This window comes from Lysobacter sp. Soil_N_23 (assembly GCF_057656135.1).
This window is the reverse complement of sequence record NZ_JBDGKY010000002.1, coordinates 109,625-133,163: the sequence shown is the minus strand read 5'-3', so window position 1 is coordinate 133,163 and position 23,539 is coordinate 109,625. Positions and strand designations below refer to the sequence as shown.

At 67.9% G+C, this 23,539-nt stretch carries 22 protein-coding genes, 1 other RNA gene and 1 pseudogene; 8 read left to right on the top strand and 16 right to left on the bottom strand.

Features of this window, described 5'->3' with window-relative positions:
* Positions 1-8 precede the first annotated feature (8 nt).
* The 14 genes from AC3A3X_RS02425 to rsmI all read right to left on the bottom strand — a co-directional run bounded on the left by AC3A3X_RS02425 (position 9) and on the right by rsmI (position 15,768).
* Entirely contained in the window at positions 9-749 is a 741-nt protein-coding gene (locus AC3A3X_RS02425) for a cell division protein FtsQ/DivIB (RefSeq protein WP_487581465.1), read from the bottom strand.
* Positions 746-1,738 (bottom strand): D-alanine--D-alanine ligase, encoded by a 993-nt coding sequence (locus tag AC3A3X_RS02420; protein ID WP_487581464.1) that lies wholly within the window; start codon positions 1,736-1,738, stop codon positions 746-748. The genes AC3A3X_RS02425 and AC3A3X_RS02420 overlap by 4 nt, the downstream gene beginning before the upstream one ends.
* A complete protein-coding gene (murC, locus tag AC3A3X_RS02415; RefSeq protein WP_487581463.1) occupies positions 1,735-3,192 on the bottom strand; it encodes a UDP-N-acetylmuramate--L-alanine ligase in 1,458 nt (485 codons plus the stop codon). Before murC ends, AC3A3X_RS02420 begins: the two co-directional genes overlap by 4 nt.
* Positions 3,193-3,364: 172 nt before the next feature.
* Positions 3,365-4,465, bottom strand: a complete 1,101-nt coding sequence (murG, locus tag AC3A3X_RS02410) for an undecaprenyldiphospho-muramoylpentapeptide beta-N-acetylglucosaminyltransferase (RefSeq protein WP_487581462.1) — start codon at positions 4,463-4,465, stop codon at positions 3,365-3,367.
* Positions 4,462-5,781 (bottom strand): putative lipid II flippase FtsW, encoded by a 1,320-nt coding sequence (gene ftsW / locus AC3A3X_RS02405; RefSeq protein WP_487581461.1) that lies wholly within the window; start codon positions 5,779-5,781, stop codon positions 4,462-4,464. Before ftsW ends, murG begins: the two co-directional genes overlap by 4 nt.
* Positions 5,781-6,866: a phospho-N-acetylmuramoyl-pentapeptide-transferase gene (mraY, locus tag AC3A3X_RS02400; RefSeq protein ID WP_158733401.1), complete on the bottom strand. Its 1,086-nt coding sequence runs from the start codon at positions 6,864-6,866 to the stop codon at positions 5,781-5,783. Before mraY ends, ftsW begins: the two co-directional genes overlap by 1 nt.
* Complete coding sequence (locus tag AC3A3X_RS02395) at positions 6,856-8,262, bottom strand: UDP-N-acetylmuramoyl-tripeptide--D-alanyl-D-alanine ligase (RefSeq protein ID WP_487581460.1); 1,407 nt, start codon at positions 8,260-8,262, stop codon at positions 6,856-6,858. The genes mraY and AC3A3X_RS02395 overlap by 11 nt, the downstream gene beginning before the upstream one ends.
* The gene (locus tag AC3A3X_RS02390; RefSeq protein ID WP_487581459.1) at positions 8,259-9,755 is read right to left on the bottom strand and encodes a UDP-N-acetylmuramoyl-L-alanyl-D-glutamate--2,6-diaminopimelate ligase; all 1,497 of its coding nucleotides are present in this window, start codon (positions 9,753-9,755) and stop codon (positions 8,259-8,261) included. The genes AC3A3X_RS02395 and AC3A3X_RS02390 overlap by 4 nt, the downstream gene beginning before the upstream one ends.
* Positions 9,752-11,680 (bottom strand): peptidoglycan D,D-transpeptidase FtsI family protein, encoded by a 1,929-nt coding sequence (locus tag AC3A3X_RS02385; RefSeq protein ID WP_487581458.1) that lies wholly within the window; start codon positions 11,678-11,680, stop codon positions 9,752-9,754. Before AC3A3X_RS02385 ends, AC3A3X_RS02390 begins: the two co-directional genes overlap by 4 nt.
* A complete protein-coding gene (ftsL, locus tag AC3A3X_RS02380; protein WP_241920641.1) occupies positions 11,677-11,940 on the bottom strand; it encodes a cell division protein FtsL in 264 nt (87 codons plus the stop codon). Before ftsL ends, AC3A3X_RS02385 begins: the two co-directional genes overlap by 4 nt.
* Before the next feature lie 2 nt (positions 11,941-11,942).
* Positions 11,943-12,893 (bottom strand): 16S rRNA (cytosine(1402)-N(4))-methyltransferase RsmH, encoded by a 951-nt coding sequence (rsmH, locus tag AC3A3X_RS02375; protein ID WP_487581457.1) that lies wholly within the window; start codon positions 12,891-12,893, stop codon positions 11,943-11,945.
* Positions 12,894-12,904: 11 nt separating this feature from the next.
* A complete protein-coding gene (gene mraZ, locus AC3A3X_RS02370) occupies positions 12,905-13,351 on the bottom strand; it encodes a division/cell wall cluster transcriptional repressor MraZ (RefSeq protein ID WP_487581456.1) in 447 nt (148 codons plus the stop codon).
* Between the two features lie 584 nt (positions 13,352-13,935).
* Positions 13,936-14,291: RNase P RNA component class A (gene rnpB / locus AC3A3X_RS02365), an RNA gene on the bottom strand.
* A 622-nt stretch (positions 14,292-14,913) separates the two neighbouring features.
* Entirely contained in the window at positions 14,914-15,768 is an 855-nt protein-coding gene (gene rsmI, locus AC3A3X_RS02360) for a 16S rRNA (cytidine(1402)-2'-O)-methyltransferase (protein WP_487581455.1), read from the bottom strand.
* A gap of 213 nt (positions 15,769-15,981) precedes the next feature.
* Here rsmI and AC3A3X_RS02355 point away from each other — a divergent pair.
* The 4 genes and pseudogenes from AC3A3X_RS02355 to AC3A3X_RS02340 all read left to right on the top strand — a co-directional run.
* Positions 15,982-17,229 (top strand): annotated as a pseudogene (locus tag AC3A3X_RS02355) (penicillin-binding protein activator); the annotation flags it as partial.
* The gene (locus tag AC3A3X_RS02350) at positions 17,213-17,593 is read left to right on the top strand and encodes a YraN family protein (RefSeq protein WP_487581454.1); all 381 of its coding nucleotides are present in this window, start codon (positions 17,213-17,215) and stop codon (positions 17,591-17,593) included. The pseudogene AC3A3X_RS02355 and the gene AC3A3X_RS02350, both read left to right, overlap by 17 nt.
* A gap of 36 nt (positions 17,594-17,629) precedes the next feature.
* On the top strand, positions 17,630-17,947 hold the full coding sequence (locus tag AC3A3X_RS02345) for an antibiotic biosynthesis monooxygenase family protein (protein ID WP_487581453.1): 318 nt from the start codon (positions 17,630-17,632) through the stop codon (positions 17,945-17,947).
* A gap of 54 nt (positions 17,948-18,001) precedes the next feature.
* Positions 18,002-18,961 carry an MBL fold metallo-hydrolase gene (locus tag AC3A3X_RS02340; RefSeq protein WP_487581452.1) on the top strand — a complete coding sequence of 320 codons (960 nt, stop codon included), beginning with the start codon at positions 18,002-18,004 and terminating at the stop codon, positions 18,959-18,961.
* A gap of 38 nt (positions 18,962-18,999) precedes the next feature.
* Here the strand turns inward: AC3A3X_RS02340 and AC3A3X_RS02335 are convergent, their stop codons facing one another.
* Positions 19,000-19,272: a hypothetical protein gene (locus AC3A3X_RS02335; RefSeq protein WP_487581451.1), complete on the bottom strand. Its 273-nt coding sequence runs from the start codon at positions 19,270-19,272 to the stop codon at positions 19,000-19,002.
* An 87-nt stretch (positions 19,273-19,359) separates the two neighbouring features.
* A complete protein-coding gene (locus AC3A3X_RS02330) occupies positions 19,360-19,800 on the bottom strand; it encodes an Ohr family peroxiredoxin (protein WP_487581450.1) in 441 nt (146 codons plus the stop codon).
* 280 nt (positions 19,801-20,080) lie between these two features.
* Here AC3A3X_RS02330 and AC3A3X_RS02325 point away from each other — a divergent pair, with 280 nt between their 5' ends.
* The 4 genes from AC3A3X_RS02325 (at position 20,081) to AC3A3X_RS02310 (ending at position 23,474) form a co-directional block, all read left to right on the top strand.
* On the top strand, positions 20,081-20,545 hold the full coding sequence (locus AC3A3X_RS02325; RefSeq protein ID WP_487581449.1) for a hypothetical protein: 465 nt from the start codon (positions 20,081-20,083) through the stop codon (positions 20,543-20,545).
* Positions 20,546-20,685: 140 nt separating this feature from the next.
* On the top strand, positions 20,686-22,065 hold the full coding sequence (locus AC3A3X_RS02320; protein ID WP_487581448.1) for a DUF3300 domain-containing protein: 1,380 nt from the start codon (positions 20,686-20,688) through the stop codon (positions 22,063-22,065).
* A gap of 12 nt (positions 22,066-22,077) precedes the next feature.
* Positions 22,078-22,992: a DUF2950 domain-containing protein gene (locus tag AC3A3X_RS02315; RefSeq protein ID WP_487581447.1), complete on the top strand. Its 915-nt coding sequence runs from the start codon at positions 22,078-22,080 to the stop codon at positions 22,990-22,992.
* A gap of 38 nt (positions 22,993-23,030) precedes the next feature.
* Complete coding sequence (locus AC3A3X_RS02310; protein ID WP_487581446.1) at positions 23,031-23,474, top strand: hypothetical protein; 444 nt, start codon at positions 23,031-23,033, stop codon at positions 23,472-23,474.
* Positions 23,475-23,539: the final 65 nt, after the last annotated feature.

The following is a 23,539-nucleotide window of genomic DNA, read 5'->3' as shown; positions in this document are numbered from 1 at the left end:
CAACACGCTCATGATTGTCCTTGCGGTTGTTGCGGCACGGCCGCCGGCGCCGGTACCGGCGCCCACGTCAGTGCAAAACCATTGGTGTAGCGAAGGTCGGCGCGCTTGAGCACCTGCGCCTGCTGCGCCAGCAGCTGCGGCATCAGGCGCACGAAGCGACCGATGCGTGCGCGTGCCTCGCTGCGGCCGACCACGATCCGGGCACCGTTGTCGAGCCCGAGCGTCCAGCTGCCGCGCGGATCCAGCGCGACTTCCTTGACATCCAGGCCGAGCGGCGCGAACTGCGCGCGCGATTCGTTGTAGAGCGTCACGACATCGGCCACGCGCGCGTGCGGACCGCCCAGCTGCGGCAATCCCGGCGGAACCTCGATGCCCTTGGCCGGGAACAGCTTGCCCTGCTGCGACAGCAGCAGGTCCTTGTCCCAGCGCGCGAACGGTCGGTGCTCGACCACGATCACTTCCAGCACGTCCGGCCAGCGCTTGCGCACCTGCGCGTGCTCGACCCACGGCAGTTTCGACACCGCGTCCTGGGCGGCGACAAGGTCGACGGCGAAGAATCCACGCTGCGCATACGGCATGACCGTGCGGCGCAGCAACGCCTCGTCGACGCGCTCGAACTGGCCGGTCGCGCGCAGCTTCTGCAGCGGCCACTGGCTGGCGCCGATCCAGCCGTTGAGCACGGCCACGATCGGCAGCACGACCAGCGCCAGCGCGAGGATCCAGCCAACGATGCGAAGCATGGCGTTCACGCCGGCGCACCTCCCGCGGCCTGGGCGAGGCTCGACTCGAGCACGCGCCAGCACAGTTCATCGAACTCGATGCCGACCTGGCGCGCGGCCTTGGGCACCAGCGAATGGCTGGTCATGCCGGGCGCGGTGTTCACTTCGAGCAGGTAGAGCGCACCGGTGGTGCGGTCGCGCATGAAGTCGACGCGGCCCCAGCCGTGGCAGCCAGCCGACACGAAGGCTTCCTGCGCCAGGCGCCGGATGGTGTCTTCCTCGGCGCCTTCCAGGCCCGGGCACAGGTACTGCGTGTCATCGGCGATGTACTTCGCGTGGTAGTCGTACCACTCGCCCTTGGGGACGATGCGGATCGACGGCAACGCCACGTGCCGGCCGCCGATGAGCAGCATCGGCACGGTCAGTTCCTCGCCGTCGATCAGCTGCTCCATCAGCAGCTCGCCCGGGTAATGAGCGGCATGCTCGACGGCGGCATCGAGGTCGGAGTCGGCGAGCACGCGCGACACGCCGACGCTGGAGCCTTCGCTCGACGGCTTGATGAACACCGGCAGGCCCAGTTCGCGCGCGGCGGCATGCACGTCGGCACCGGGCGACAGGCGCACGTAGCGCGGCGTCGGCAGGCCTTCGCTCAGCCACACCTGCTTGGTGCGGATCTTGTCCATGGTCAGCGCCGAACCGAGCACGTTGGAGCCGGTGTACGGCACGCCGAGCGCTTCGCACAGGCCCTGCAGGACGCCGTCTTCGCCGCCGCCCTTGTTGCCATGCAGGATGTTGAACACGCGATCGACACTGCCGGCGCGGATCGCATCGACCAGGGCCGGGATGCCGTCGACCGCGAACGCGTCGATGCCGCGCGAGCGCAGCGCGTCGAGCACGTTGCGACCGGAGTCGAGCGAGACCTCGCGTTCGGCACTGGTGCCGCCCATCAGCACGGCGACGCGGCCGAACACGGCAGGATCGCTGACCTGGGCCGGGCCGATCGGGAACTGCGCGCTCACTTCTTCTCTCCGTTGGAGGTTCCATTGAATCCGTTGGCAGCGATCTGCTGCGCGGCGTAGCCGATGTCGCCGGCGCCCATCATCAGCAGCAGATCACCGTCGTTGAGGACGTCGGGCAGCACGCTCGCGAGGTCGGCCGCGCCATTGACGACGATGGGATCGATGCGGCCCCGCGCGCGGATCGCGCGCGCCAGCGACTTGGCATCGGCACCGGCGATGGGCGCCTCGCCGGCCGGGTAGACCTCGGTCAGCACGAGCACGTCGACGCTGGACAGCACCGCGGCAAACTCGTCGAACAAGTCGCGGGTACGGCTGTAGCGGTGCGGCTGGAAGGCAACCACCAGACGCTTGTCGGACCAGCCGCCACGCGCGGCGGCGAACACCGCCTCCAGCTCCTTGGGGTGATGGCCGTAGTCGTCGACCAGCTGGACCTTCGCCCCCTTGGCCGTGGTCGGGCTGGCAAGCAGGTTGAAACGGCGACCGACACCGGCGAATCCGGCCAGCGCGCGTGCGATCGCTTCGGCACTGACGCCAAGCTGCCATGCCACCGAGGCCGCGGCCAGCGCGTTCTGCACGTTGTGCCTGCCGGGCAGCGCCAGCGTCACCGGCGTGCGCGTCGCGTCGGGCAGGCACAGGGTGAAGCGCATGTTCGGGCCGTCCTGCTCGACGTCCTCGGCACGCACGTCGGCCACTTCGCTGAAGCCGTAGGTCATGACATGGCGCGGCGTCTTCGCCGCCAGCGCCGCCACTTCCGGGTCGTCGATGCACAGCACGGCCAGGCCGTAGAACGGCAGGCGGTGCATGAACTCCTCGAATGCCGACTGGACGTTGGCGAAGTCGCCGTCGTAGTTTTCCAGATGGTCGGCGTCGATGTTGGTGACGATCGCGATCTGCGGATTCAGGCGCAGGAAGCTGCCATCGCTTTCGTCGGCCTCGGCGACCAGCCAGTCGCCGGTGCCCAGGCGTGCGTTGGCGCCGGCGGCAAGCAGCTGGCCGCCGATCACGAACGTCGGATCGATGCCGCCCTCGGCGAGCACGCTGGCGGCCAGCGACGTTGTAGTGGTCTTGCCGTGCGTGCCGGCTACCGCGATGCCGCGCTTGAAGCGCATCAGCTCGGCCAGCATCTCCGCGCGCGGCACCACCGGGATGCGCTGCGCGCGCGCTTCCATCAGTTCGGGGTTGTCGGCGCGGATCGCGCTGGACACCACGACGCAGTCGGTACCGAGCACGTTCGCCGCGGCATGGCCGCGCTGGACGTTGATGCCGAGCGCGGCCAGGCGGCGCGTCACGGCGTTGTCGGCGTTGTCCGAACCGGAGACCTGGTAGCCCAGCGTGCCCATCACTTCGGCAATGCCGCTCATGCCGACGCCGCCGATGCCGACGAAGTGCACGCGCGGGAAGGCTTTGGCGAGGTCGCCGGTGTGCTGCAGGCGGCGACGCAGGGCGGTACTCATGGCGTGGGTCCGTGAAGCGGGAACAGGGAACGGGGAACGGGGAACGACAGGTTGGTGTGCATTGAATGCTGGCGGGCTGTGGCAAGGCGATCGGGAAGCGCGGGCGACGACACGGCGACGGCACGCCCTGCGTTCCCCGTTCCCCGTTCCCTGTTCCCGCTCCTGGAGGCATTCACGGCACCACCTCCATGACGGCGTCGGCGACGCGCTTGGCGGCGTCGGGCTTTGCAATCGCGTGCGCGCTTTGCGCCAGCTGCAGCAATGCGCCGCGCTCGCCGAGGATTTCGATCGTGGCCGAGATGCGGTCGCCCAGGTCGTTGCCGATGCCCTGCGGCACCAGGAATGCAGCGCCGCGATCAACCAGGTATTGCGCGTTCTTGGTCTGGTGGTCGTCGACCGCCTGCGGGAACGGCACCAGCACGCTGCCGACGCCGACCGCGCACAACTCGGCCAGGGTCAGTGCACCTGCGCGGCAGATCACCAGGTCGGCCCAGGCGTAGGCTTCGGCCATGTCGGCGATGAACGGTTCCACCGACGCGTTGACGCCGGCCTTGGCGTACGCCTGCTCTGCTTCCTCGCGCATCTTCTCGCCGCTCTGGTGGCGCACTTCGCAGGCCAGGCGGCCACGCAGGCCGGCGACGGCCTTGGGCATCGCCATGTTCAGTGCACGCGCACCCTGGCTGCCACCGAGTACGAGCAGGCGGATCGGGCCGGTGCGCACAGCGAAGCGACCGCTCGGCGGTGTCACCGCGGCGATCTCGCTGCGTACCGGATTGCCGACCACTTCGTCCTTGAGGTTCGGGAACGTGCCGGGGAACCCGGTCAGCACATGGCGTGCGAAGCGCGCCAGCACGCGGTTGGTCAAGCCGGGGGCGCGGTTCTGTTCGTGCACCAGCAGCGGGATGCCGGCGATGCGTGCGGCTATGCCGCCGGGACCAGCGGCATAGCCGCCGAAGCTGACGACGGCTCGGGGCTGGCGCTCGCGCAGTGTCTGCAGTGCGGCGCGCACGGCGCCGATCAGGCGGAACGGTGTCGCCAGCGCCGTGACGATGCCCTTGCCGCGCATGCCGCTGACCGCGATCGTGTCGATGGCGATGTCGTGCTGCGGCACCAGGCGCGTTTCCATGCCGCCTTCGGCACCGAGCCACAGCACCGGAACGCCGCGCTCCTTGAGTTCGCGCGCGACGGCCAGGCCCGGGAAAATGTGGCCGCCGGTGCCGCCGGCGAGGATCATCACCGGATGCAGGTCGGAATCGGTCGCGGCAACCTTCATGCGATCCTCCCGAGGGTGGGTTCGACGCGCTGGCGCAGGCGGCTGGTACCGCGCACTGCTTCGGCGGAACGCTTGGACTGCGACGCTGCAATCGGCGCCGACGTTGCCAGCGGCGCCGAAGCGGCCGGCGGCGGCGTGGTTTCGTTGCGCACGCGGGCGACCTGGCGCTGGGCGCGGTCGAGTTCGTAGGACACGCGCAGCAGCAGGCCCAGCGCGGCGCAGGTCATGATCACGCTGGAACCGCCGTAGGAGATCATCGGCAGCGTCAGGCCCTTGGTCGGCAGCAGGCCGAGGTTGACGCCGATCGAGACGAAGCTCTGCAGGCTCATCCACAACGCGATGCCGAAGGCGCAATAGCCGGCGAAGTGGCGACGCATCTCGACGCACTTCAGGCCCAGCCAGAAGGCGCGACCGGCCAGGCCGGCATACAGCGCGACCACGGTGCACACGCCGAGGAAGCCGAACTCTTCTGCAATCACCGCCATGATGAAGTCGGTGTGCGCCTCGGGCAGGTACGACAGCTTCTGCACCGATGCGCCCAGGCCGACCCCGACCCATTCGCCACGACCGACCGCCATCAGCGCGTTGGTCAGCTGGTAACCGGTCTTGAACGGGTCCTGCCAGGGATCGAGGAACGAGGTCAGCCGGGTGACGCGGTAGGGTTCGGCGATGGCCACGATGGCCAGCACCGGCAGGCCGATCAGCACCGGGCCGAACATGCGCGGCATGTTGACGCCGCCGAGCACGAGCATGCCGGCAGTGACGGCCAGGATCAGCGAAGACGAACCGAAGTCCGGCTGCAGCAGCAACAGCACCACCAGGCCGACGGCGACGCCGATCGGCTTGAGCATGGCGCCCCAGGTCGCGGTCACTTCCTCGCTGTAGCGCTTGAGGTAGCTGGCCAGCCAGACGATGTAGAGCAGCTTGACCGCCTCCACCGCCTGGAAGTTGGACACGCCCAGGTTCAGCCAGCGCCGCGCGCCGTTGACGCTCTTGCCGATGCCGGGCACGAACACCGCGATCAGCAGCACGAAGCAGACCAGCAGCAGCCACTGGTTGTGCTGCTCGATGGTCTTGAGCTCGGTGCGCATCACCCACATCGCCATGACCAGGCCGATGGCCAGGAACACGACGTGGCGGCTGAGGAAGTAGAACGGTCCGACGTCGTGGCCGTCGGCGACGCCGATCGAAGCCGAGCCGACCATGACCACGCCCAGGCAGGCAAGCGCGCACGAGATGCCCAGCAGCCACGGATCGAAGTGGCCGCCGATGGCGTCGAGGCGGGTTGCCTGGCGAGTGGTCGACAGGTCGGTCATCAGCGCACCTTCAGCGTCGCCAGGCCGACCAGGACCAGGATCACCGAGATGATCCAGAAGCGCACGATCACGCGCGGCTCCGGCCAGCCCTTCAATTCGAAGTGGTGGTGGATCGGCGCCATCCGGAACACGCGCTTGCCGGTGAGCTTGAACGAGCCCACCTGGATCATCACCGACAGCGTCTCGATCACGAAGATGCCGCCCATGATCACCAGCACCAGTTCCTGGCGAACGATGACTGCGATCGTGCCGAGCACGGCGCCCAGCGCCAGCGCGCCGATGTCGCCCATGAACACCATCGCCGGGTAGGTGTTGAACCACAGGAAGCCCAGGCCGGCGCCGGCGATGGCCGCGCAGATGATCACCAGCTCACCGGCACCCGGCACCGCCGGAATCTGCAGGTACTTGGAGAACTCGGCGTGGCCGGAGGCATAGGCGAAGATGCCCAGCGCGCAGGCGACCAGCACCGTGGGCATGATCGCCAGGCCATCGAGACCGTCGGTCAGGTTGACCGCGTTGGAGAAGCCGACGATCCAGAAGTAGGCGATGGCGACGAAGCCAATGCCGGCCAGCGGCAGCGCGATCGACTTGAAGAACGGCACATAGAAGGTCGTCGCCGCCGGCACGTCGGCGTACAGATAGAGGTAGAGGCCGGCGGCGAGGCCGAAGACCGACTGCGCCAGGTACTTCCAGCGCGACTTCAGTCCGTTCGGGTCACGGCGCACGATCTTGATCCAGTCGTCGTACCAGCCGATCGCGCCGAAGGCGAGCATCACCAGCAGGACCGTCCACACGTACTTGTTGCGCAGGTCGCCCCACAGCAGCACCGAGGCCATCACCGTGATCAGGATCAGCGCACCGCCCATGGTCGGCGTGCCGGCCTTGGAGAAGTGCGACTGCGGGCCGTCCTTGCGGATCGGCTGGCCGCCCTTGAGCTGGCCCAGGCGACGGATCACCGCCGGTCCCCACCACAACGACAGCGCCAATGCGGTCAGCGCGCTGAGGATGCCGCGGAAGGTCAGGTAACTGAAAAGACCGAACAGGCTTTGCAGTTGTTCCAGCCAGCGAGTGAGTTCAAGCAGCATCGGTGTTCCCCTTCTTTTCCGTGCCGGCCAGCGCAGTGACGATCCGATCCATCGCGCTGCCGCGCGAGCCCTTCACCAGCACGCGGACGCCTTCGTGCAGTTGCGCGCGCAGTGCGTCGGCCAGTGCGTCATGAGTTTCGAAATGCGTGGCGCCTTCGCCGAAGGCTGCGGCCGCCGCGGCGCTGAACTGTCCCAGCGTGAACAGCCGCGCGATGCGTGCGCTGCGGGCACGACGACCGGCCTCGGCGTGCATCGCTTCGGCATCGGCCCCCAGTTCGCGCATGTCGCCGAGCACCAGCCAGGCTTCGCCGCCGCCTTCCGACAACGTGCTTTCAGACAACGTGTCGATGGCGGCCGCGAGCGAGCCGGGGTTGGCGTTGTAGCTGTCGTCGATCAGCACCGCACCGTTTTCCAGGCGGTAGGCGATCAGGCGCCCGGGCACCGACCTGGCGGCGTTGAGGCCTTCGGCCACCTTCTCCAGCGGCGCGCCAACGCCAAGCGCGAGCGCGGCGGCGGCCAGTGCATTGCGAACGTTGTGGCGGCCAGGCAGCGCGAGCGTGATCGCCGCTTCGCCCTGCGGCGTGGCCAGGGTGAAGCTCGAGCTGTCGGCCAGCGCCTTGATGTCGCGCGCGGTGATGTCGGCGCTGGCATCCAGGCCGAAGCGCAGCAGGCGGCGACCATGCGCGCGCTCGGCGAAGTACGGCGCGAAGGCATCGTCGGCGTTGATCACCGCCACGCCCTCGGCCGGCAGCGCGTCGTAGATCGCCGCCTTGGTATCGGCCACGCCCAGCAGGCTGCCCATGCGCTCCAGGTGGCCGGGCGCAATGTTGTTGATCACCGAGACGTCGGGACGGACGACCGCGGTCAGATAGGCGATGTCGCCCGGCTGGCCGGCGCCCATCTCGTAGATCGAGAACTGTACGCCTTCGGGTGCATCAAGCACGGCCAGCGGCAGGCCGATCTCGTTGTTGCGGTTGCCCGGCGTGGCGTAGGTCGGGCCGACCCGCTCGAGGATCGCCAGCGTAAGTGCCTTGACGCTGGTCTTGCCGTTGCTGCCGGTGATGGCGACGATCTTCTCGCCCTTCCCGCTGTCGATGCGCGCGCGCTGCACGGCGGCGGCGAGGTCGGCCAGCGCGCGCTGGGTATCGGCGACGATCACCTGCGGTATCGCGGTGTCGAGCTGGCGCGACACCAGCACCGCGGTGACCTTGTCTGCCGGCAACGCGGCAACGTGGTCGTGGGCATCGAAGCGCTCGCCCTTGAGCGCGATGAACAGCACCGCCCCGCCCTGCGGCAGCGCGCGGGTATCGGTGGCAACGGTCGCCACCATGGCGTCGGCGCCGTGCAGGAGTCCGCCGGTCATGCGTGCGATCTCGGACAGATGCAGCGGCTTCATGCCCGAGCCTCCAGCGCCGCACGGGCGACCTGGGTATCGTCGAACGGGTATTGCACGCCCTGGATGTCCTGGTAAGGCTCGTGGCCCTTGCCGGCCACCAGCACGATGTCGTCCGCCCCGGCCATGCCGACCGCTCGTGCGATCGCGGCGGCGCGGTCGCGCTGCACGCTGACCTGCGCCGGATTGGCGAAGCCGGTCATGATGTCGTCGACGATCACGTCGCCGTTCTCGAAACGCGGGTTGTCGTCGGTGACGATCACCACGTCGGCATGGCGTTCGGCGATCTGCGCCATTTGCGGGCGCTTGCCGCGGTCACGATCGCCACCGCAGCCGAACACGCACAGCAACCGCGCCCCCGCCTTCGCGGGGGCAGGCCCGTACAAGTGGATGCGCAACGATGTCAGCGCCTGTTCGAGGGCATCGGGCGTGTGTGCGTAGTCGATCACCACCAGCGGCAGCGAGCCGTCGCCACCGAGGCGGTTCATGCGGCCGTGGATCGGCTGCAGTTGCGACAGCACTTGCGCGATCTTCGCCGGCTGCTCGCCCAGCGCCAGCAGCGTGCCGCCCACTGCCAGCAGGTTGTCTACATTGAAGCGGCCCAGCAGCGGTGAGCTCACCGGGTGGGCTTCGCCTTCGTGTACGAGGTCGAAGCCGATGCCTGAATTGTCGAAGCGCAGCGACTGCGCCTGCAGCGTCGCGTCCTGCGCGCCGCGCGAGCTCAGGCCGAAGGCGCGCACGCCCTGCGGCAGCGTCGCGATCAGCTCGCGGCCGAATTCGTCGTCGAGATTGATCACCGCCGCCGACAGGCCCGGCCACGCGAACAGGCGCGCCTTGGCTGCGCCATAGGTGGCCATGTCGCCGTGATAGTCGAGGTGGTCACGCGTGAGATTGGTGAACACTGCGACATCGAAATGCACGCCGTCGACGCGGCCCTGGTCGAGCGCGTGCGAACTGGCTTCCATGGCGATGGCCTGCGCACCCCGGTCGCGCATCTGCGCGAGCAACTCATGGGTCTGCAGCACCAGTGGCGTGGTGAAACCGGTCGGAACTACTTCGCCGTACAGGCCCGCACCGAGCGTGCCGACGCTGCCGCTGCTGACGCCACGCAGGTGCCAGGCCTGGGTCAGCAGTTGCACGGTGGAGGTCTTGCCGTTGGTGCCGGTGACGCCGACCACATCCATCGCCGCAGTGGCGCGGCCGTGGAAAACATCGCCCATCTCGCCCAGGCGCGAACGCAGGCCCGGCACAGCGATGGCATCGGCGGGCGCCGGCAGGTCTTCCGGTGCCGGCGGCTCGAACAGGATCGCGCTCGCACCGGCAGCGCGCGCCTGCTCGACGAAGCGCAGGCCGTGCGCGCCGAAGCCGGCGATGGCGACGAAGGCGTAGCCCGGCCGGACTGCACGCGAATCGAGCACCAGCCCGCTGATCTGCAACTGCGGCGGGATGCCCGCCACGTCGGGCAGCAGTTCGGCAAGCGCCATCAGACGGCTCATCGGCCACCTCCGGGCGCGGTCACCACGCCGGTCGACACCGGCATGGTCGCCACCTGCGCCGGCGCCGGCAGCACCGCGCCGGAAGGCTTGCCACCGTTGGTCCTGGCGCGCTTGGCCTCGGCCTCGGCCTGCGCCGCCATCCAGGTGTCGATGTCGTCGGGCGCAACGTCCATCAGGCGCAGGGCGCCTTCCATGACGTTCTTGAACACTGGCCCGGAGACGAAACCGCCGTAATAGCCCTTCGCCGGATCGGGGTCGTTGACGACCACCACCATCGAGAAGCGCGGATTGTTGACCGGGACCACGCCGGCGAAGAACGACACATAACGGCGCGAGTAGCCGCCGGTGTCGTTGAACTTGCGCGCGGTGCCGGTCTTGCCGGCGACGTGGTAGCCGAGGATCGCCGCCTGGGTGGCGGTGCCACCGGGCTCGGTCACGGTCTGCATCATGCGCATGATCTGGCCGGAGATCGCCGGATCGAGCACCTGCACCGGCTCGTGCTGCTGCCCGCCCTTGACGAAGGTCGGCGTGATCAGGCGGCCGCCGTTGCCGAGCGCGGCATAGGCCTGCGCGATCTGCAGCGGCGTCGCCGACAGGCCGTAGCCGTAGGACATGGTCTGCTTGGTCGTGCCGCTCCAGCGCGACGGCGGCGCCAGCACGCCCGACGACTCGCCGGGGAATCCGCTGTTGGTCTTGCGGCCGTAGCCGAAGCGATGCAGGAAGTCGTAATACTTCTGGCTCGGAATCCGCGCCACGATCTTGGCTGCGCCGATGTTCGAGCTCTTGGTGATCACGCCGGTGGTGTCGAGCACACCGTAGTTGCGGTGGTCGGTGGTGCGATAGCGACCGTTCGGCATCCAGCCCGGATTGGTGTCGAAGGTCGAATGCGCGGTGATCACGCCGGCTTCGAGCGCGGCGGCGACGGTCAGCGGCTTCATCGTCGAACCCGGCTCGATCACGTCGGTGACGGCGCGGTTGCGATGCGTGTCGGGGTTGCCGACGCTGAGCGCATTGGGGTTGTAGGTCGGCAGGTTGGTCATCGCCAGCACTTCGCCGGTGGCGATGTCGAGCACCACCGCCGAACCGCTGCTGGCGCCGGTGCGCTGCAGCGTGGCGCGCAGTTCGCGGAACGCCAGGTACTGGACCCGGCGATCGATGGTCAGGGTCAGGTCGTGGCCGGGTTCCGCCGGCTTGACCAGGTCGACGCTCTCGACGATGCGGCCGGCACCGTCGCGGATCACGCGCTTGGCACCGGGCTTGCCGCGCAGCCAGTCGTCGAACGCCAGCTCCAGGCCTTCCTGGCCGAGGTCGTCGATGTTGGTGAAGCCCAGGATGTGCGACATCGCCTCCCCTTGCGGGTAGAAGCGACGGAACTCGCGCTGCGAGAACACGCCCGGGGTCTTGTAGGCCAGGATCCGCCGCGCTTCGTCCGGATTGATCCGGCGCTTGAGGTAGACGAATTCCTTGTCGGCGCGCTGGCTGAGCTTGCGCGTCAGCGCTTCGCGCGAAACACCCAGCGCCTTGGCCAGTTGCGGGATGCGGGTCGGGTTGGCCAGCAGCTCCTGCGGGTTGGCCCAGATCGACTCGACCGGCGTCGACACCGCCAGCGGCTCGCCGTTGCGGTCGGTGATCATGCCGCGCGAAGTCGGGATCGGGATCTCGCGCAGCGAACGGGCATCGCCCTGCTGGCGATAGAAGTCGTTGCTGATGACCTGCAGGTCGAGCGCGCGCGCGACCAGCGCGATCGAGCACACGCCCAGCGCGCTGCCGACGATCAGCAGGCGGTTGCGCAGGTTGAAGGAGGCGCGGCCTCGGCCCTTGCCGGCAACGCGGTCACGCTCGCTGCCACCGAACTTCTCGCGCAGCGCGAGCAGCCGCTCGAGCGGGCTGGTGCGACCGGTGGGCCTGGCGTTGCGACCGGTCATGGACGGATCACCACGGTTTCGGCACCTTCGGGAAACTTCATGCCCAAGCGGTCGCGCGCGACCTGGTCGATGCGGTTGCTTTCGGCCCAGGTCGCCTGCTCGAGCTGCAGCCGGCCGAACTCGATGTTGAGCTCGTCGCGGGCGCGCTCCAGGCGACTGAGCTGGACGAACAGCTGGCGATGCTGGTGACGCGCCTGCACGACCGCCAGCGCCGAGACGACGTTGGCTACCACCAGCACGCTCAGCAGCAGGCGGGCGATGCTCATGCCGCCTCCCCGGTGCCGACCGGCAGCTTCTCGGCCACGCGCAGCACCGCACTGCGGGCGCGCGGGTTGACCGAGGTTTCCTCGTCGAAGGCCTTCTGCGCACCGCCGATCGCCAGCAGGACCGGCGTGAACGCCACTTCGACCGGCATGCGCCGATTGGCCGGCGGCGCCTTGCTGTGGCGCAGGATGAACTGCTTGACGATGCGGTCTTCCAGCGAATGGAAGCTGATCACCGCCAGGCGGCCGCCGGACTTGAGTCGCGCCAGCGCCGCGTCGAGTCCGATCTCCAGATCGGCCAGCTCGCGGTTGATGAAGATGCGGATCGCCTGGAAACTGCGCGTGGCCGGATGGATCTTGCTGTCGCCGCGCGGCATCACCGAAGCGATCAGGTCGGCCAGCTGCGCGGTGCGCAGCAGCGGCTGCTCGGCACGGCGGGCCACGATGGTGCGGGCGATCTTGCGACTCATGCGCTCTTCGCCGTAGGTCCACAGCACGTCGGCGATGTCGCGCTCGTCGGCCTGGGCCAGCCACTGCGCCGCGCTCAGCCCGCTGTCGGGATCCATGCGCATGTCGAGCGGACCGTCCTTGCCGAAGCTGAAGCCGCGCTCGGCGACATCGAGCTGAGGCGACGACACGCCCAGGTCGAACAGGATGCCGTCCAGGCCTGCAGCGGTTTCACCCCACTGCGCCAGCTCGGCGAAGCTGCCACGGTAGATCGCCACGCGCGGGTCCGCGGCGAACTCGCGTTCGGCAACGGCAATCGCTTCGGGATCCTTGTCCATGACCAGCAGCCGGCCTCCGGGGCCGAGTTGTTCCAGCACGCCACGCGCATGGCCGCCGCGCCCGAACGTGCCATCCAGGTACGTTCCGTTCCCGCGCACGTTCAGGCCGTCGAGCACCTGCGCGTACATCACGGGAAGGTGGCCGGAAAGCGCGCCGCGCCCCATGCCACCCACCGTCACAGCTGCAGATCGAGAAGCTCCTCGCTCAGATCGTCGTCAGAAATCGTCTGACGGATCTGTGCGTGGTGCGCTTGCTCGCTCCACAGTTCGAACTTGTCGCCCATGCCCAGCAGCACGGCCTTCTTCTCGATGCCGACGGCGGCGCGATGGCTGACGGGAATGCTGATGCGGCCATTGCCGTCGAGTTCGACGAACGTCGCTGCGCCGACCAGCTTCAACTGCATGCTGCGGTTGACCTTCTTGGCCTTGGGCAGGGCGTTGACCTGGTCGCGGACACGTTCCCAGATGGCCAGCGGATAGACGTACAGCGAGCCGGACTCGAACGGGTTGTAGGTGATGACCAGCTGGTTGCCGCATTCACGCGCGACGGCGTCACGGTAGACGGTGGGCACCGCCAGCCGGCCCTTGTCGTCGATCGTGATGGCGGTCTCACCCTGGAACATTCAGCACCTGGTTGGGGCCACCTCTAAGCGGGCGGCTTGGTCACTGAAAAACCACAAAAAACCCGGTTTTCCCTCAGATGCCCACCTTAGGCACGCCCCACAGGGTTGTCAACAAGTTTGGAGACGCAATTTCACCTGTTCCATCAAGGGCTTGCAGCGAACTTCACAGTCTTATTCAAGACTTATCCACTAGCCATTGTTTAGTCTCATTTTTTGAGACTGGAAGGGGTTGAGGCGCCTCCCTGTGCAAAGCCAACCCCGGCACCTTTGCCGATGCTGCTCCGCAGCACCGACCGCCACATTTGCGATAGCAATCACATATTGAGAATGAATATGCGATGTCTATGGAGGGCAAAGCCCCCTCCGGGGGCAGAGCCAAAGCTGCCCTCATCCGCCCTTCGGGCACCTTCTCCCGCGAGCGGGAGAAGGGGGCCAATGGCCCGGACACGACCACGCCAACCGAAGCCACAGCCCCCTTTAGTAAAGGGGGCGCCGCGGCAGCGGCGGGGAATTGGAGGCTAAAAGCCCGGGGCCCGAGTTGCGCAAGCAACTTGGGGCTCTTTGAGCGCGGAGCGCGAAAAGAGCGGCGGAGCCGGCCTGTAAGCCGGGTTCTGTCGTGGACAGTCATTCCTCTAGGCGCAGCGTCGCCGCTACGCTCAAGCAACCTACCCGGAGACACCGCGGGCCGCGGCATTGCCTCCCTATTTGGTCTTGCTCCCGGTGGGGTTTGCCGTGCCGGTCTGTTGCCAGACTCGCGGTGCGCTCTTACCGCACCGTTTCACCCTTACCACGCACGTCTTGCGACGCCGTTCGGCGGTCTGCTCTCTGTTGCACTTTCCGTCGGCTTGCGCCGCCCAGGCGTTACCTGGCACCGTGCCCTGTGGAGCCCGGACTTTCCTCGGCACCCCCGAAAGGATGACGCGACTGCCTGGCCGACTCCGCCGATGGTTATTCTACTGCCTTCGCAGTGAATACCCCCAAAGTTTGCTGCGCAAACTTCGGGCCCCGACCGAATGGCCTCCAATTCCCTGCCGCTGCCGCGGCTGAGCCCTTCTGCGGCTACGCCACAGAAGCCCCAAAGTTCGCTACGCAAACCTTGGGCCCCGCTCCGTAAGTTGCCAATTCCCTGCCGCTGCCGCGGCGCCCCCTTTACTAAAGGGGGCTGGTGCTTCGCCATGCGCGGCGACGCCCGCATCGTCATTCGCATCACCACCCTCACACCGTCATTCCCGCGAAGGCGGGAACCCAGTGACGTTGCTTCTTCGCGCGCCGCAAGAGCCAAGTCACTGGGTCCCCGCCTTCGCGGGGATGACGGTCTTCCAGCGCCGGTGGGAGCCCCTCTCCCGCTTGCGGGAGAGGGGTTGGGGTGAGGGCCACCGAAGACCGGGCAACGAATTGCCGAAGCGTCGTCCGCCGGGCTGGGGATTGCTCCGCAGCGGGACATGGATGTCCCGCGCCCCGCATTCGGACAGGATGTCCGACTAAGGGGCGGAGCAATCCCCAGCCCGGCGGACGGCGCCCTTCCGAAGACCGATGCGTCTCAGCCTTGCGCCAAGCAGGCATCAGCCTTCGTCGGAGTTGTACAAAGCCTTGCGCGGGGCGCCGCTCAGCTCGGCAGCCAGCTTGGCGGCCTGCGAGGGCTTGAGGTGCTCGCTGAGCTTGGCGTACAGGCGCCGGCCCTCTGCGATGCTAGCGTCGGCATCGTCGCCCGCACCTTCGACGATCACCACGAACTCGCCCTTGCGCTGATTGGGATCGGCCGCCACGCGTGCCTTCAACTCGCCCAGGCTGCCGTCGAGGACCGTTTCAAACAGCTTGGTCAGCTCGCGCCCCACCACCGCCACGCGCGCATCGCCGAACGCCGCCGCCAGATCCTCGAGCGACTCCTCGATGCGGTGCGCGGACTCATAGAAGATCAACGTGCGCGGTTCGCCGACCAGGCGCGACAGCCGCTCGCGCCGCGCCGACGCCTTGGCCGGCAGGAATCCCTCGAACACGAAACGATCGCTGGGCACGCCGGCGACGCTGAGCGCGGCGATCGCCGCACAGGCACCCGGCACCGGCGAGACACGAATTCCGGCCGCGCGCGCGGCACGAACCAGGCGGAAACCCGGATCGCTCACCAACGGCGTGCCCGCATCCGACACCAGCGCCAGCGACTCACCGGCACGCAGCCGCGCCACCAGCTGCGCCGCCTGCGCGTCCTCGTTGTGCTGGTGCAACGCCAGCAACGGCCGCTCCAGACCGAAATGCGACAGCAACTGGCGGGTATGACGGGTGTCCTCCGCGCAGATCGCGCTCACCGTCTTCAGGGTCTCCAGCGCACGCGCCGACAGATCGCCAAGGTTGCCGATCGGCGTAGCCACGACATGAAGGACACCCGGAGGTGGGAGATTTGCTGCTTGGGACGTAGGCATCGTGCGTCTGCGGTGGGGCCGGGTAGAATCCTAACCGGTCCCTCAGGAACGCCGCGTCGCGGCGAATGCATGCCGATGAGCCTAGCTTCGAATCGATGGGCGATGAAATGGATCTTCGCCGCGGCAATGGGCACCGCCCTGCTCGGCGGCTGCGCCACGGTGACCCACACCGGCACGACTTCGCAGGCCAGCCGCAACCCGACGATCGCGCAGGCCGGCGAACTGGCCCGCAGCGGCGCCGCCCTGGTTGGACCCGCCCGCAGCGCCAACGATCGCGAGATCGAGCGCCTGCTGGCACAGCTCGACAACCCCACCCTCACCCGCGAAGCCGCGGCCCTGGCCGCCGGCGACCCGCTCTACAACTACGTCGGCCAGGCGCTGCTGCGCCGTGGCCTGCCGCTGCCGCGCCCGTTCGACCGCAGCGCCTGGCACTTCGATGCCGCCAACCGCCCGCCGGCCGACAGCGACGGCTACCGTCCGCCGGTGAAGCTGGCGGTGCTGCTGCCGATGTCGGGCAACCTCGCCGTCCCGGCCACGCCGGTGCGCGACGGGCTCCTCGCCGGCTACTACGGCGAAACCCGCCGCCGCCCCGACATCAGTTTCTACGACACCGCCGGCACCACGGGCGGCGCCCTGGCCGCCTACGACCAGGCCGCCGCCGAAGGCAACGACTTCGTGATCGGCCCGCTCGGCCGCGACGAGGTCAACGCGCTGTTCGGCAAGGCCGCGCTGCCGGTGCCGGTGCTCGCACTCAATCGCGGTGATGCCTCGCCGCCCGGCGGCAATGCCAGCTTCTCGCTGTCGCCGGAAGACGAAGGCATCGCGGCTGCCGAATACCTGCTCGGAGTCGGCGCGCGCCGCGTGCTGGTGATCGCCAGCAGCGACGACACGCAGCAGCGTGCGGTTACCAGTTTGCGTGATCGCCTGGTCGAACGCGGCGGTGAAGTCACCGACGTGGTCAGCGAAGGCATCGCCGACCTGGGTCCCTATGCGCAGAAGGCCGGCGGCGTCGACGCCGTGTTCCTGGCGATCAAGGGCAGCAATGCGCGCACGCTGATGCCCAAGCTGACGCTCGCCGGCCTTGCCGGCAAGCCGCGCGTTGCCACGTCGCAGGTGTTGTCGGGCACCGGCAAGCCGGAAGAGGATCGCATCCTCGACGGCATCGCCTTTCCGAGCGACGTATGGTCCACGCGCGGTGTCGCCGGCCTGCCGCCTGCCAGCAACGTTGGCGCACAGCTGTCCAGCGCCAAGGGCCCGGCGGCGCGACTGTTCGCCTTCGGCTTCGACGCATGGCAGATCACCGCCTACCTGCAGCGGCTGGCGACCAGCGCCGACGGCAAGATCGACGGCGCTACCGGCACGCTGCGCCTGGATGGCTTCGGCAACGTCCTGCGCACGCCGGCGTGGTCGACGTTCAGCGCCGGCGTCGCCGTGCCGCTGCTCAATGCGGCCCAGCGCTGACCAGCGCAGCCGTGGCGCGGCGGTGGAAGCCGCCGCGCGCCAGTACCTCATCGATGCCGGGCTGCGCGACGTGGCCGCGAACGCCAACTACCGCGTTGGCGAACTCGATCTGGTGATGCTCGACGGTGCCACGCTGGTGTTCGTCGAAGTCCGGTTCCGGCGCAGTTCCCGCTTCGGCGGCGGCGCCGACTCGATCGACGTGCACAAGCGCCGCAAGCTCGTTCGCGCTGCGATGGCCTTCCTCGCCCGGAACCGGCGCTTTGCCAATGGCGCCTGTCGCTTCGACGTGATCGAGGCCGAGGGTGACCCGGCGGCACCGACGTTCAACTGGCTGCGTGATGCGTTCCGCGCCGACGATTGCTGAAAGCTTGCCCACCGTCATCGCCCAGAGGCACAACCCATGCCCCAACCCGCCTTCTGCGCCATCTACCGTTGGCGCCTGCATCCCGGATCTGAAGCGACGTTCGTCGCGGCCTGGTCGACGATCACCCGCCTGCTGCTGAGCGAGCGCGGCTCACTGGGCTCGCGCCTTCACCGGGGTCCGGACGACATCTGGTACAGCTACACACAATGGCCATCGGCAGCGGCAAAGGCCGAAGGACTGACCCTGCCTTCGGTCGACCCCGAGGCCTGGCAGCAGTTGCGTGATTGCATCGCCGAAAGCCTGCCGGAACTGATCCTCGAACCGGTCTCGGATTTCCTGCAGCCGCTTCAGTAGTCCTGGTTCTCCAGGGCCGGCCGCAAACCCTCCCCTTCACACGCAGGCATCCGCATGATCCGCATCCCGCTAGCTGGACTCACCGCCGCGCTCACTACTGCCTTGCTGCTCGCCGGATGCTCCAGGCCGCAGCCGGCCTCCACCAACACCGCCGTTGCCACCACACCCGAAGCTGCCGCTCCGACAGCAGCAGACCGGCCAGCGGCAAGTCCGGATGCCTTCCGCTTCAAGATCGGCGCGCTCGACGCAGTCGCGCTGAAGGACGGCGACATCGACGTCGCCAACGACGGCAAGACGTTCGCCGTCGGCCAGCCGACTGCCGACGTCGCAGCGCTGCTGGCCGCGGCAAGCCTGCCAACCGACATGCTGCACCTGAGCATCCAGCCGCTGCTGGTTCGCAGCGACGCGCGGATCCTGTTGTTCGACACCGGCGCCGGTGATGTGTCCTGGGCGCGTGCCGGACGCCTGCAGGCTTCGCTGCGTGCCGCCGGCGTGGAGCCGTCGCAGGTCACCGACATCTTCCTTTCGCACCGGCACCAGGACCATGCCGGCGGCCTGCTGACGCGTGATGGCAAGCTGGCTTTCCCCAATGCGGCCATCCACCTCTCTGCCGTCGAATGGGAATCGCTGAAGAAGGACAAGGATGCCGCCGCGCTCGTCGCCGCGATGACGCCGAAGGTCGACACCTTCCTGCCCGGTGCCGTAGTCGTGCCTGGCGTGGTCACTGCCGTGGAGGTTACCGGGCACACGCCTGGGCACAGCGCCTACGAGATCCAGTCGGGCAACGAACGCTTGCTGTATATCGGCGATGCCGCGCACCACTACGTGATCTCGGTACAGCGACCGGAATGGACGGTGCAGTACGACCAGGACGCGCCGGCGGCGCAGGCCAGCCGGCGTGCGCTGCTGCAACGCGCCGCAGCCGGCAACCTGCGGATCTATTCGGTGCATTTCCCCTTCCCTGGCCTGGGTCGCTTCAAGGCCGAGGGCGACAGCTTCGTCTGGGTGCCGTGACTTGTTTCAAGCGAGGCTGAGGCCCGGACGACCTGCCATCACAGCCGGCACGACGACTCGTCGTAGTCGGCAAGGCGTGCGCCGTCCACTTCCACCAGCCGGTCAAGACGCAGCAGCTCGCCGCTGCTGATCGACAGGTATTCCTCGCCATTGCGGGCGAAGACATCGGTGATCACGGCATCGCGCTGCTGATCGGCGCCGCTGTCGTCGCGGAAGCGGATGTGTACGGATTTACGCAGGGTCGCGAGGTCCTCGAGCCTGTCGTGGAACTCGCAGCTGATGGGGTGATAGCGGGTGTGGTCGTTGCTCATCGCGGATGCCTCGGCGGTTGCTTCGAGCCCAGGTGCGGATCCCGGGCACGGCCGACCCATTGCGGGGTCGGCCGGCCGGGAGGTGGGTCACGAAGTGATGACGTTCACGGCGACTTCGATATTGCCGTGCGTGGCCTTCGAGTACGGGCAGATCTCGTGGGCCGTGTGCGCAAGCTTCTCGGCGACGTCCTGCGCCAGGCCGGGGATCCGGACCTCGAAGCGGGCGGCCAGCAGCCATGCGGCGCCGGTCTGTCCGAGCACGATCTCGATGTCGACCGACAGGTCATCGGGCAGCGTCACGCGCTTCTGCGCGGCAACCAGGCCGATCGCGGTGATGTAGCAGGCCGACCACGCGCCGGCGAACAGCTGCTCGGCGGTCGGGTGCGGAGCCACGGAGGGGAACTCGAAGCCGGGGTGACCGGGAGAAGTCAGCGCCAGGTTGACGCTGCCGTGGTCGGCACCGGCGGGCGCCGCGTTGACGGTGGTGTGGGTCTTGCCGGTGAAGAGGACCTTGTCGATCTTGCTCATGGTGGATTGCTCTCGTCTGGATGAGGGGATATCAACCGTATGCGTCCAGATCGCATGCGATGTAAATAACTGGAGAGGAGTCTCGTCGAACTGGTGAACTGCCTTGGGAAAGTGGATCATTGCCAACAGTCCTGCCGGTCAATTCGCATCGCATTCGATTGCATCGCATGCGATGTAGCGCACTCTAGGGAAAGGCGCCGGGGGAGTCAACCGGCGAGAGGGGCGTGATTCAGACTTAGTTAATCGCATGCGATTTACTCGCACGCGCCTGTTCAGGTGAATGCGGGTTGCGGGCGGGTCTGAAGGCGGCGATTACGACCGGTCTCCGACATCGCCGAGCGCAGACTTTTTGTTTTGGCGTCTGCGGGCGATTGCGGCAGTGGTTTCCTGGTCTTCCTTCGATCTGGCGCGGTACATCGCGACAACCGCGTTCCTGGCATGGATGGCGTTTGCCATCGTGCGATCGCAAAAGGTCCTGCTCGTCTCCGGGCACGGCTGGCTGTGGGTGACGCTGACGGCGGCAGCTGCGCTATGTCACTGGCCGATCAACTTCTGGCTCAGCAATCCGCTGATCTGTCCCATCATCGTGTCGCTGCTCTACCTGCTGTCGCTCGTCGGCCTGGCGTCTGACGACACCGTCATGACCGCAGACGCAACACCTGTTTCGCGGTGGTTCCAGCGCGGCCTGGTGGCGGCCATGGTCGGTACCGTCAGCGGCGTCATGATCTGGACGCTGCTTCTCTAGTCCCATCAGCCATGGGCTCCCGCGTGTTGGCAATGTGAACGTCGCCGCCTGCGCGAAGCCTATGATGGCGGCCGAAGCACCCCGCACCGGACCGCCAAGGCCGGCGGCGAACCCCGACGTCTTGCGATTGGAGCACCCCAATGCGCATCTCCGCACGTCACTTCCCAATTGCCGCCCTGCTGCTGTTCGTGGCCGCCGCCGGGGCCACGCCCCAGGCTGTCACGCCAACTGCACTGCAGGCCGCCTCCGCACCATCCTCCGATGCCTTCAGCGCCGAACAGCTCGACCAGATGATGGCGCCGTTGGCGCTGTATCCGGATTCGCTGCTCGCCCAGGTGCTGATGGCATCGACCTACCCTGGCGACGTGGCCGATGCGGTCAAGTGGTCGAAGGCGCATCCCGACGCCAAGGGCGATGACGCCGTCCGCCAGGTCGGAAGCCAGCCTTGGGACCCGAGCGTGCAGTCGCTTGTGGCGTTCCCGCAGGTTCTGGATCTGCTCGGCAAGGACCCGGCCTGGGTGCAGCGCATGGGCGACGCGTTCCTGGCCCAGCCTGATGCAGTGATGGATTCGGTGCAGCGACTTCGGCGGCAGGCGCAGTCGGCCGGCAACCTGAAGTCGACCGAACAGCTCAAGGTCAGCAGCGAACCGGCCGCCGGCGCGACCACCACGGTGGCACCGGCCTCCTCGACGATCATCATCGAGCCGGCCGACCCGCAGATCGTGTACGTGCCGGCGTACAACTCGACGACGGTGTACGGCACCTGGCCCTACCCTTCCTACCCGCCGTACTACTATCCGCCTTCTCCGTACTACTACCCGGGCGGCGCACTGTGGGCAGGCCTCGCCTTCGGCACCGGCGTGGCGATCACCGCCTCGTTGTGGGGTGACTTCAACTGGGGCCATGGCGACATCGACATCAACGTCGACCGCTACAACAACATCAACACCAACCGCCAGATCAACCGCGGCGACAACACCTGGCGCCACAACGCCGCCAATCGCGACGGCGTGCCCTATCGCGACCGCACCAGCCGTGAGCAGTTCGGCCGGCAGAAGGATGGCGCCGGGCAACGCGAGAACTTCCGCGGGCACGATCCCGCGCGCGCCGCCGACCGCGAACGCGCACGCCAGTCGATGTCGCAGCGCGGCTTCGACACACCCGCCGCGAGCAACCGCGAGGCGCGCGATCGCGCGGGGCAGGCCTCGCGGCAGATGGACCGGCAGCAGGCAGGCGGACGCGACGCCGCAGCCGCGCGTCAGGGCGCGCAGAACCGCGCCGATTCGCAGCGCAACGCCCAGGCACGTCAAGGCACGCGCCAGCAGTACCAGGGCAACCGCGGTGGCCAGGACAACGCCTTCGCCGGCGCCGGCAATCCCGGCCATACGCGCGCATCGGCCAATCGCGGCCACGGCAGCTATTCCGCATCGCAACGACCGTCCAGCGCACGCGGTGGCGGTCGCCAGATGCAACGCCCGTCGCGTCCACCGCGCTCGGGTGGCGGTGTACGGCGTCGTTGAGAGGAGACGAAGATGATCACCGCCGTTCGCATGTTCGCGATGACCTGCCTGGCCCTGATCGCTCCGCTGGCCGCTGCGCAGGAAGCGTTCCCGACACAGGAGGCCGCCGCGCAGGCGCTGGTGGCCGCACTTGGTACTACTACTGCCGACGAACCGCGTCTGGGCGCAATCCTCGGCCCCGACTGGAAAACCTTCGTGCCCACTGGCAGCGTCGACCGCAGCGACGTGGATGCCTTCCTCACCCGCTATCGCGAAAAGCATTCGTTCCAGACGCCATCTGCCGGCCGCGCCATCCTTGCCGTCGGCAAGGACACCTGGACCCTGCCCGTGCCGCTGGAGAAGAAGCCGGCGGGCTGGGTGTTCAACGTCAAGGCAGGCGAACCGGAGATCCGCGCGCGCCGGATCGGCCGCAACGAACTCGATGCGGTCCAGGCCGTCCTCGCCTATCACGACGCGCAGATGGACTATGCCTCGGTGGACCGCGATGGCGACGGCGTGCTCGCCTACGCGCAGAAGTTCCTCAGCAGCGACGGCCTGCACGACGGTCTGTACTGGCCCGAGGAGAACGGCATCGACGACAGTCCGCTCGGGCCGCTGTTCGGCGACGACACGCCCGACGGCGAATGGCACGGATACAAGTACCGGATCCTGACCGCGCAGGGCCCCTCCGCGCCGGGCGGCGAATACGACTATCTGCTGGGCGACGCGATGAGTCGCGGCTTCGCCCTGATCGCGTGGCCAGCCAGGTATGCCGACACCGGCGTGATGAGCTTCATGATCAGCCACGAGGGTGAAGTGTTCGAGAAGGACATGGGGCCCGACAGCGAGAAGCTGGCCGAGGCGATGACGCGCTTCGACCCCGACAGCAGCTGGAAGGAAGTGCCGACCGACAAACCGTTGGATGCGCCGCCGTCGGCGGCAAGATGAAGGGCACGTAGCCCGCGGCCAGGAGGGTCGCGATGAGGATGGCGCTCGCCGCCGCGGTGTTGCTCGTCGCAGGGTGCGGCTCCACGCCATCCAACGTGGCGCCGCCGCCCACGCAATCGGAAGCGGACAGGGCCGTGGATGCCGGCCGCGGCGAGTTCACCGTCGCCGCAGGAATGAACGACACATGGAATGCGGTCGGGCAGATCCTGATCCGCCTCGACGGTGTCAGCTACGAGATGCGCGCGCAGATGCTGGGCATCTACGCCGTGCGCTACCGCGGCGAGCGTTTCATCATCCTCACCCGGGCATTGCTGGCGAGCAGCGAGCGCAAGGGGCTGGCGACCGAGGTCGGTACGCTCTGGCTGGACGGCAAACCCAACAACAGTGCCGCAGCGCGCGACCTGCTCAGGCAATTGCAACGGCGACTGCCGGACGAACTGGCCCTGATTGCAGCGGGTGGCCGGGGCAAGCCGAAGCATTGAACGCCACCACCAACAAAGCGAATGTCGTCCCGCGCGCAGCGAGGGACCTGCTGTTCGCCGCGTGA

Excerpts from the sequence above, each read along its gene's own strand:
- AC3A3X_RS02330 (WP_487581450.1), bottom strand. The coding sequence starts at position 19,800 with ATGAGCAAGATCGACAAGGTCCTCTTCACCGGCAAGACCCACACCACC.
- AC3A3X_RS02350 (WP_487581454.1), top strand. The coding sequence starts at position 17,213 with ATGCGGCCCAGCGCTGACCAGCGCAGCCGTGGCGCGGCGGTGGAAGCC.
- murG (WP_487581462.1), bottom strand. The coding sequence starts at position 4,465 with ATGAAGGTTGCCGCGACCGATTCCGACCTGCATCCGGTGATGATCCTC.
- rsmH (WP_487581457.1), bottom strand. The coding sequence starts at position 12,893 with ATGGGGCGCGGCGCGCTTTCCGGCCACCTTCCCGTGATGTACGCGCAG.
- murC (WP_487581463.1), bottom strand. The coding sequence starts at position 3,192 with ATGAGTACCGCCCTGCGTCGCCGCCTGCAGCACACCGGCGACCTCGCC.
- AC3A3X_RS02395 (WP_487581460.1), bottom strand. The coding sequence starts at position 8,262 with ATGAAGCCGCTGCATCTGTCCGAGATCGCACGCATGACCGGCGGACTC.
- AC3A3X_RS02340 (WP_487581452.1), top strand. The coding sequence starts at position 18,002 with ATGATCCGCATCCCGCTAGCTGGACTCACCGCCGCGCTCACTACTGCC.
- AC3A3X_RS02335 (WP_487581451.1), bottom strand. The coding sequence starts at position 19,272 with ATGAGCAACGACCACACCCGCTATCACCCCATCAGCTGCGAGTTCCAC.
- AC3A3X_RS02345 (WP_487581453.1), top strand. The coding sequence starts at position 17,630 with ATGCCCCAACCCGCCTTCTGCGCCATCTACCGTTGGCGCCTGCATCCC.
- ftsW (WP_487581461.1), bottom strand. The coding sequence starts at position 5,781 with ATGACCGACCTGTCGACCACTCGCCAGGCAACCCGCCTCGACGCCATC.
- AC3A3X_RS02315 (WP_487581447.1), top strand. The coding sequence starts at position 22,078 with ATGATCACCGCCGTTCGCATGTTCGCGATGACCTGCCTGGCCCTGATC.
- AC3A3X_RS02310 (WP_487581446.1), top strand. The coding sequence starts at position 23,031 with ATGGCGCTCGCCGCCGCGGTGTTGCTCGTCGCAGGGTGCGGCTCCACG.
- AC3A3X_RS02390 (WP_487581459.1), bottom strand. The coding sequence starts at position 9,755 with ATGAGCCGTCTGATGGCGCTTGCCGAACTGCTGCCCGACGTGGCGGGC.
- mraZ (WP_487581456.1), bottom strand. The coding sequence starts at position 13,351 with ATGTTCCAGGGTGAGACCGCCATCACGATCGACGACAAGGGCCGGCTG.
- AC3A3X_RS02385 (WP_487581458.1), bottom strand. The coding sequence starts at position 11,680 with ATGACCGGTCGCAACGCCAGGCCCACCGGTCGCACCAGCCCGCTCGAG.
- AC3A3X_RS02320 (WP_487581448.1), top strand. The coding sequence starts at position 20,686 with ATGCGCATCTCCGCACGTCACTTCCCAATTGCCGCCCTGCTGCTGTTC.
- mraY (WP_158733401.1), bottom strand. The coding sequence starts at position 6,866 with ATGCTGCTTGAACTCACTCGCTGGCTGGAACAACTGCAAAGCCTGTTC.
- rsmI (WP_487581455.1), bottom strand. The coding sequence starts at position 15,768 with ATGCCTACGTCCCAAGCAGCAAATCTCCCACCTCCGGGTGTCCTTCAT.
- AC3A3X_RS02325 (WP_487581449.1), top strand. The coding sequence starts at position 20,081 with ATGCGGGTTGCGGGCGGGTCTGAAGGCGGCGATTACGACCGGTCTCCG.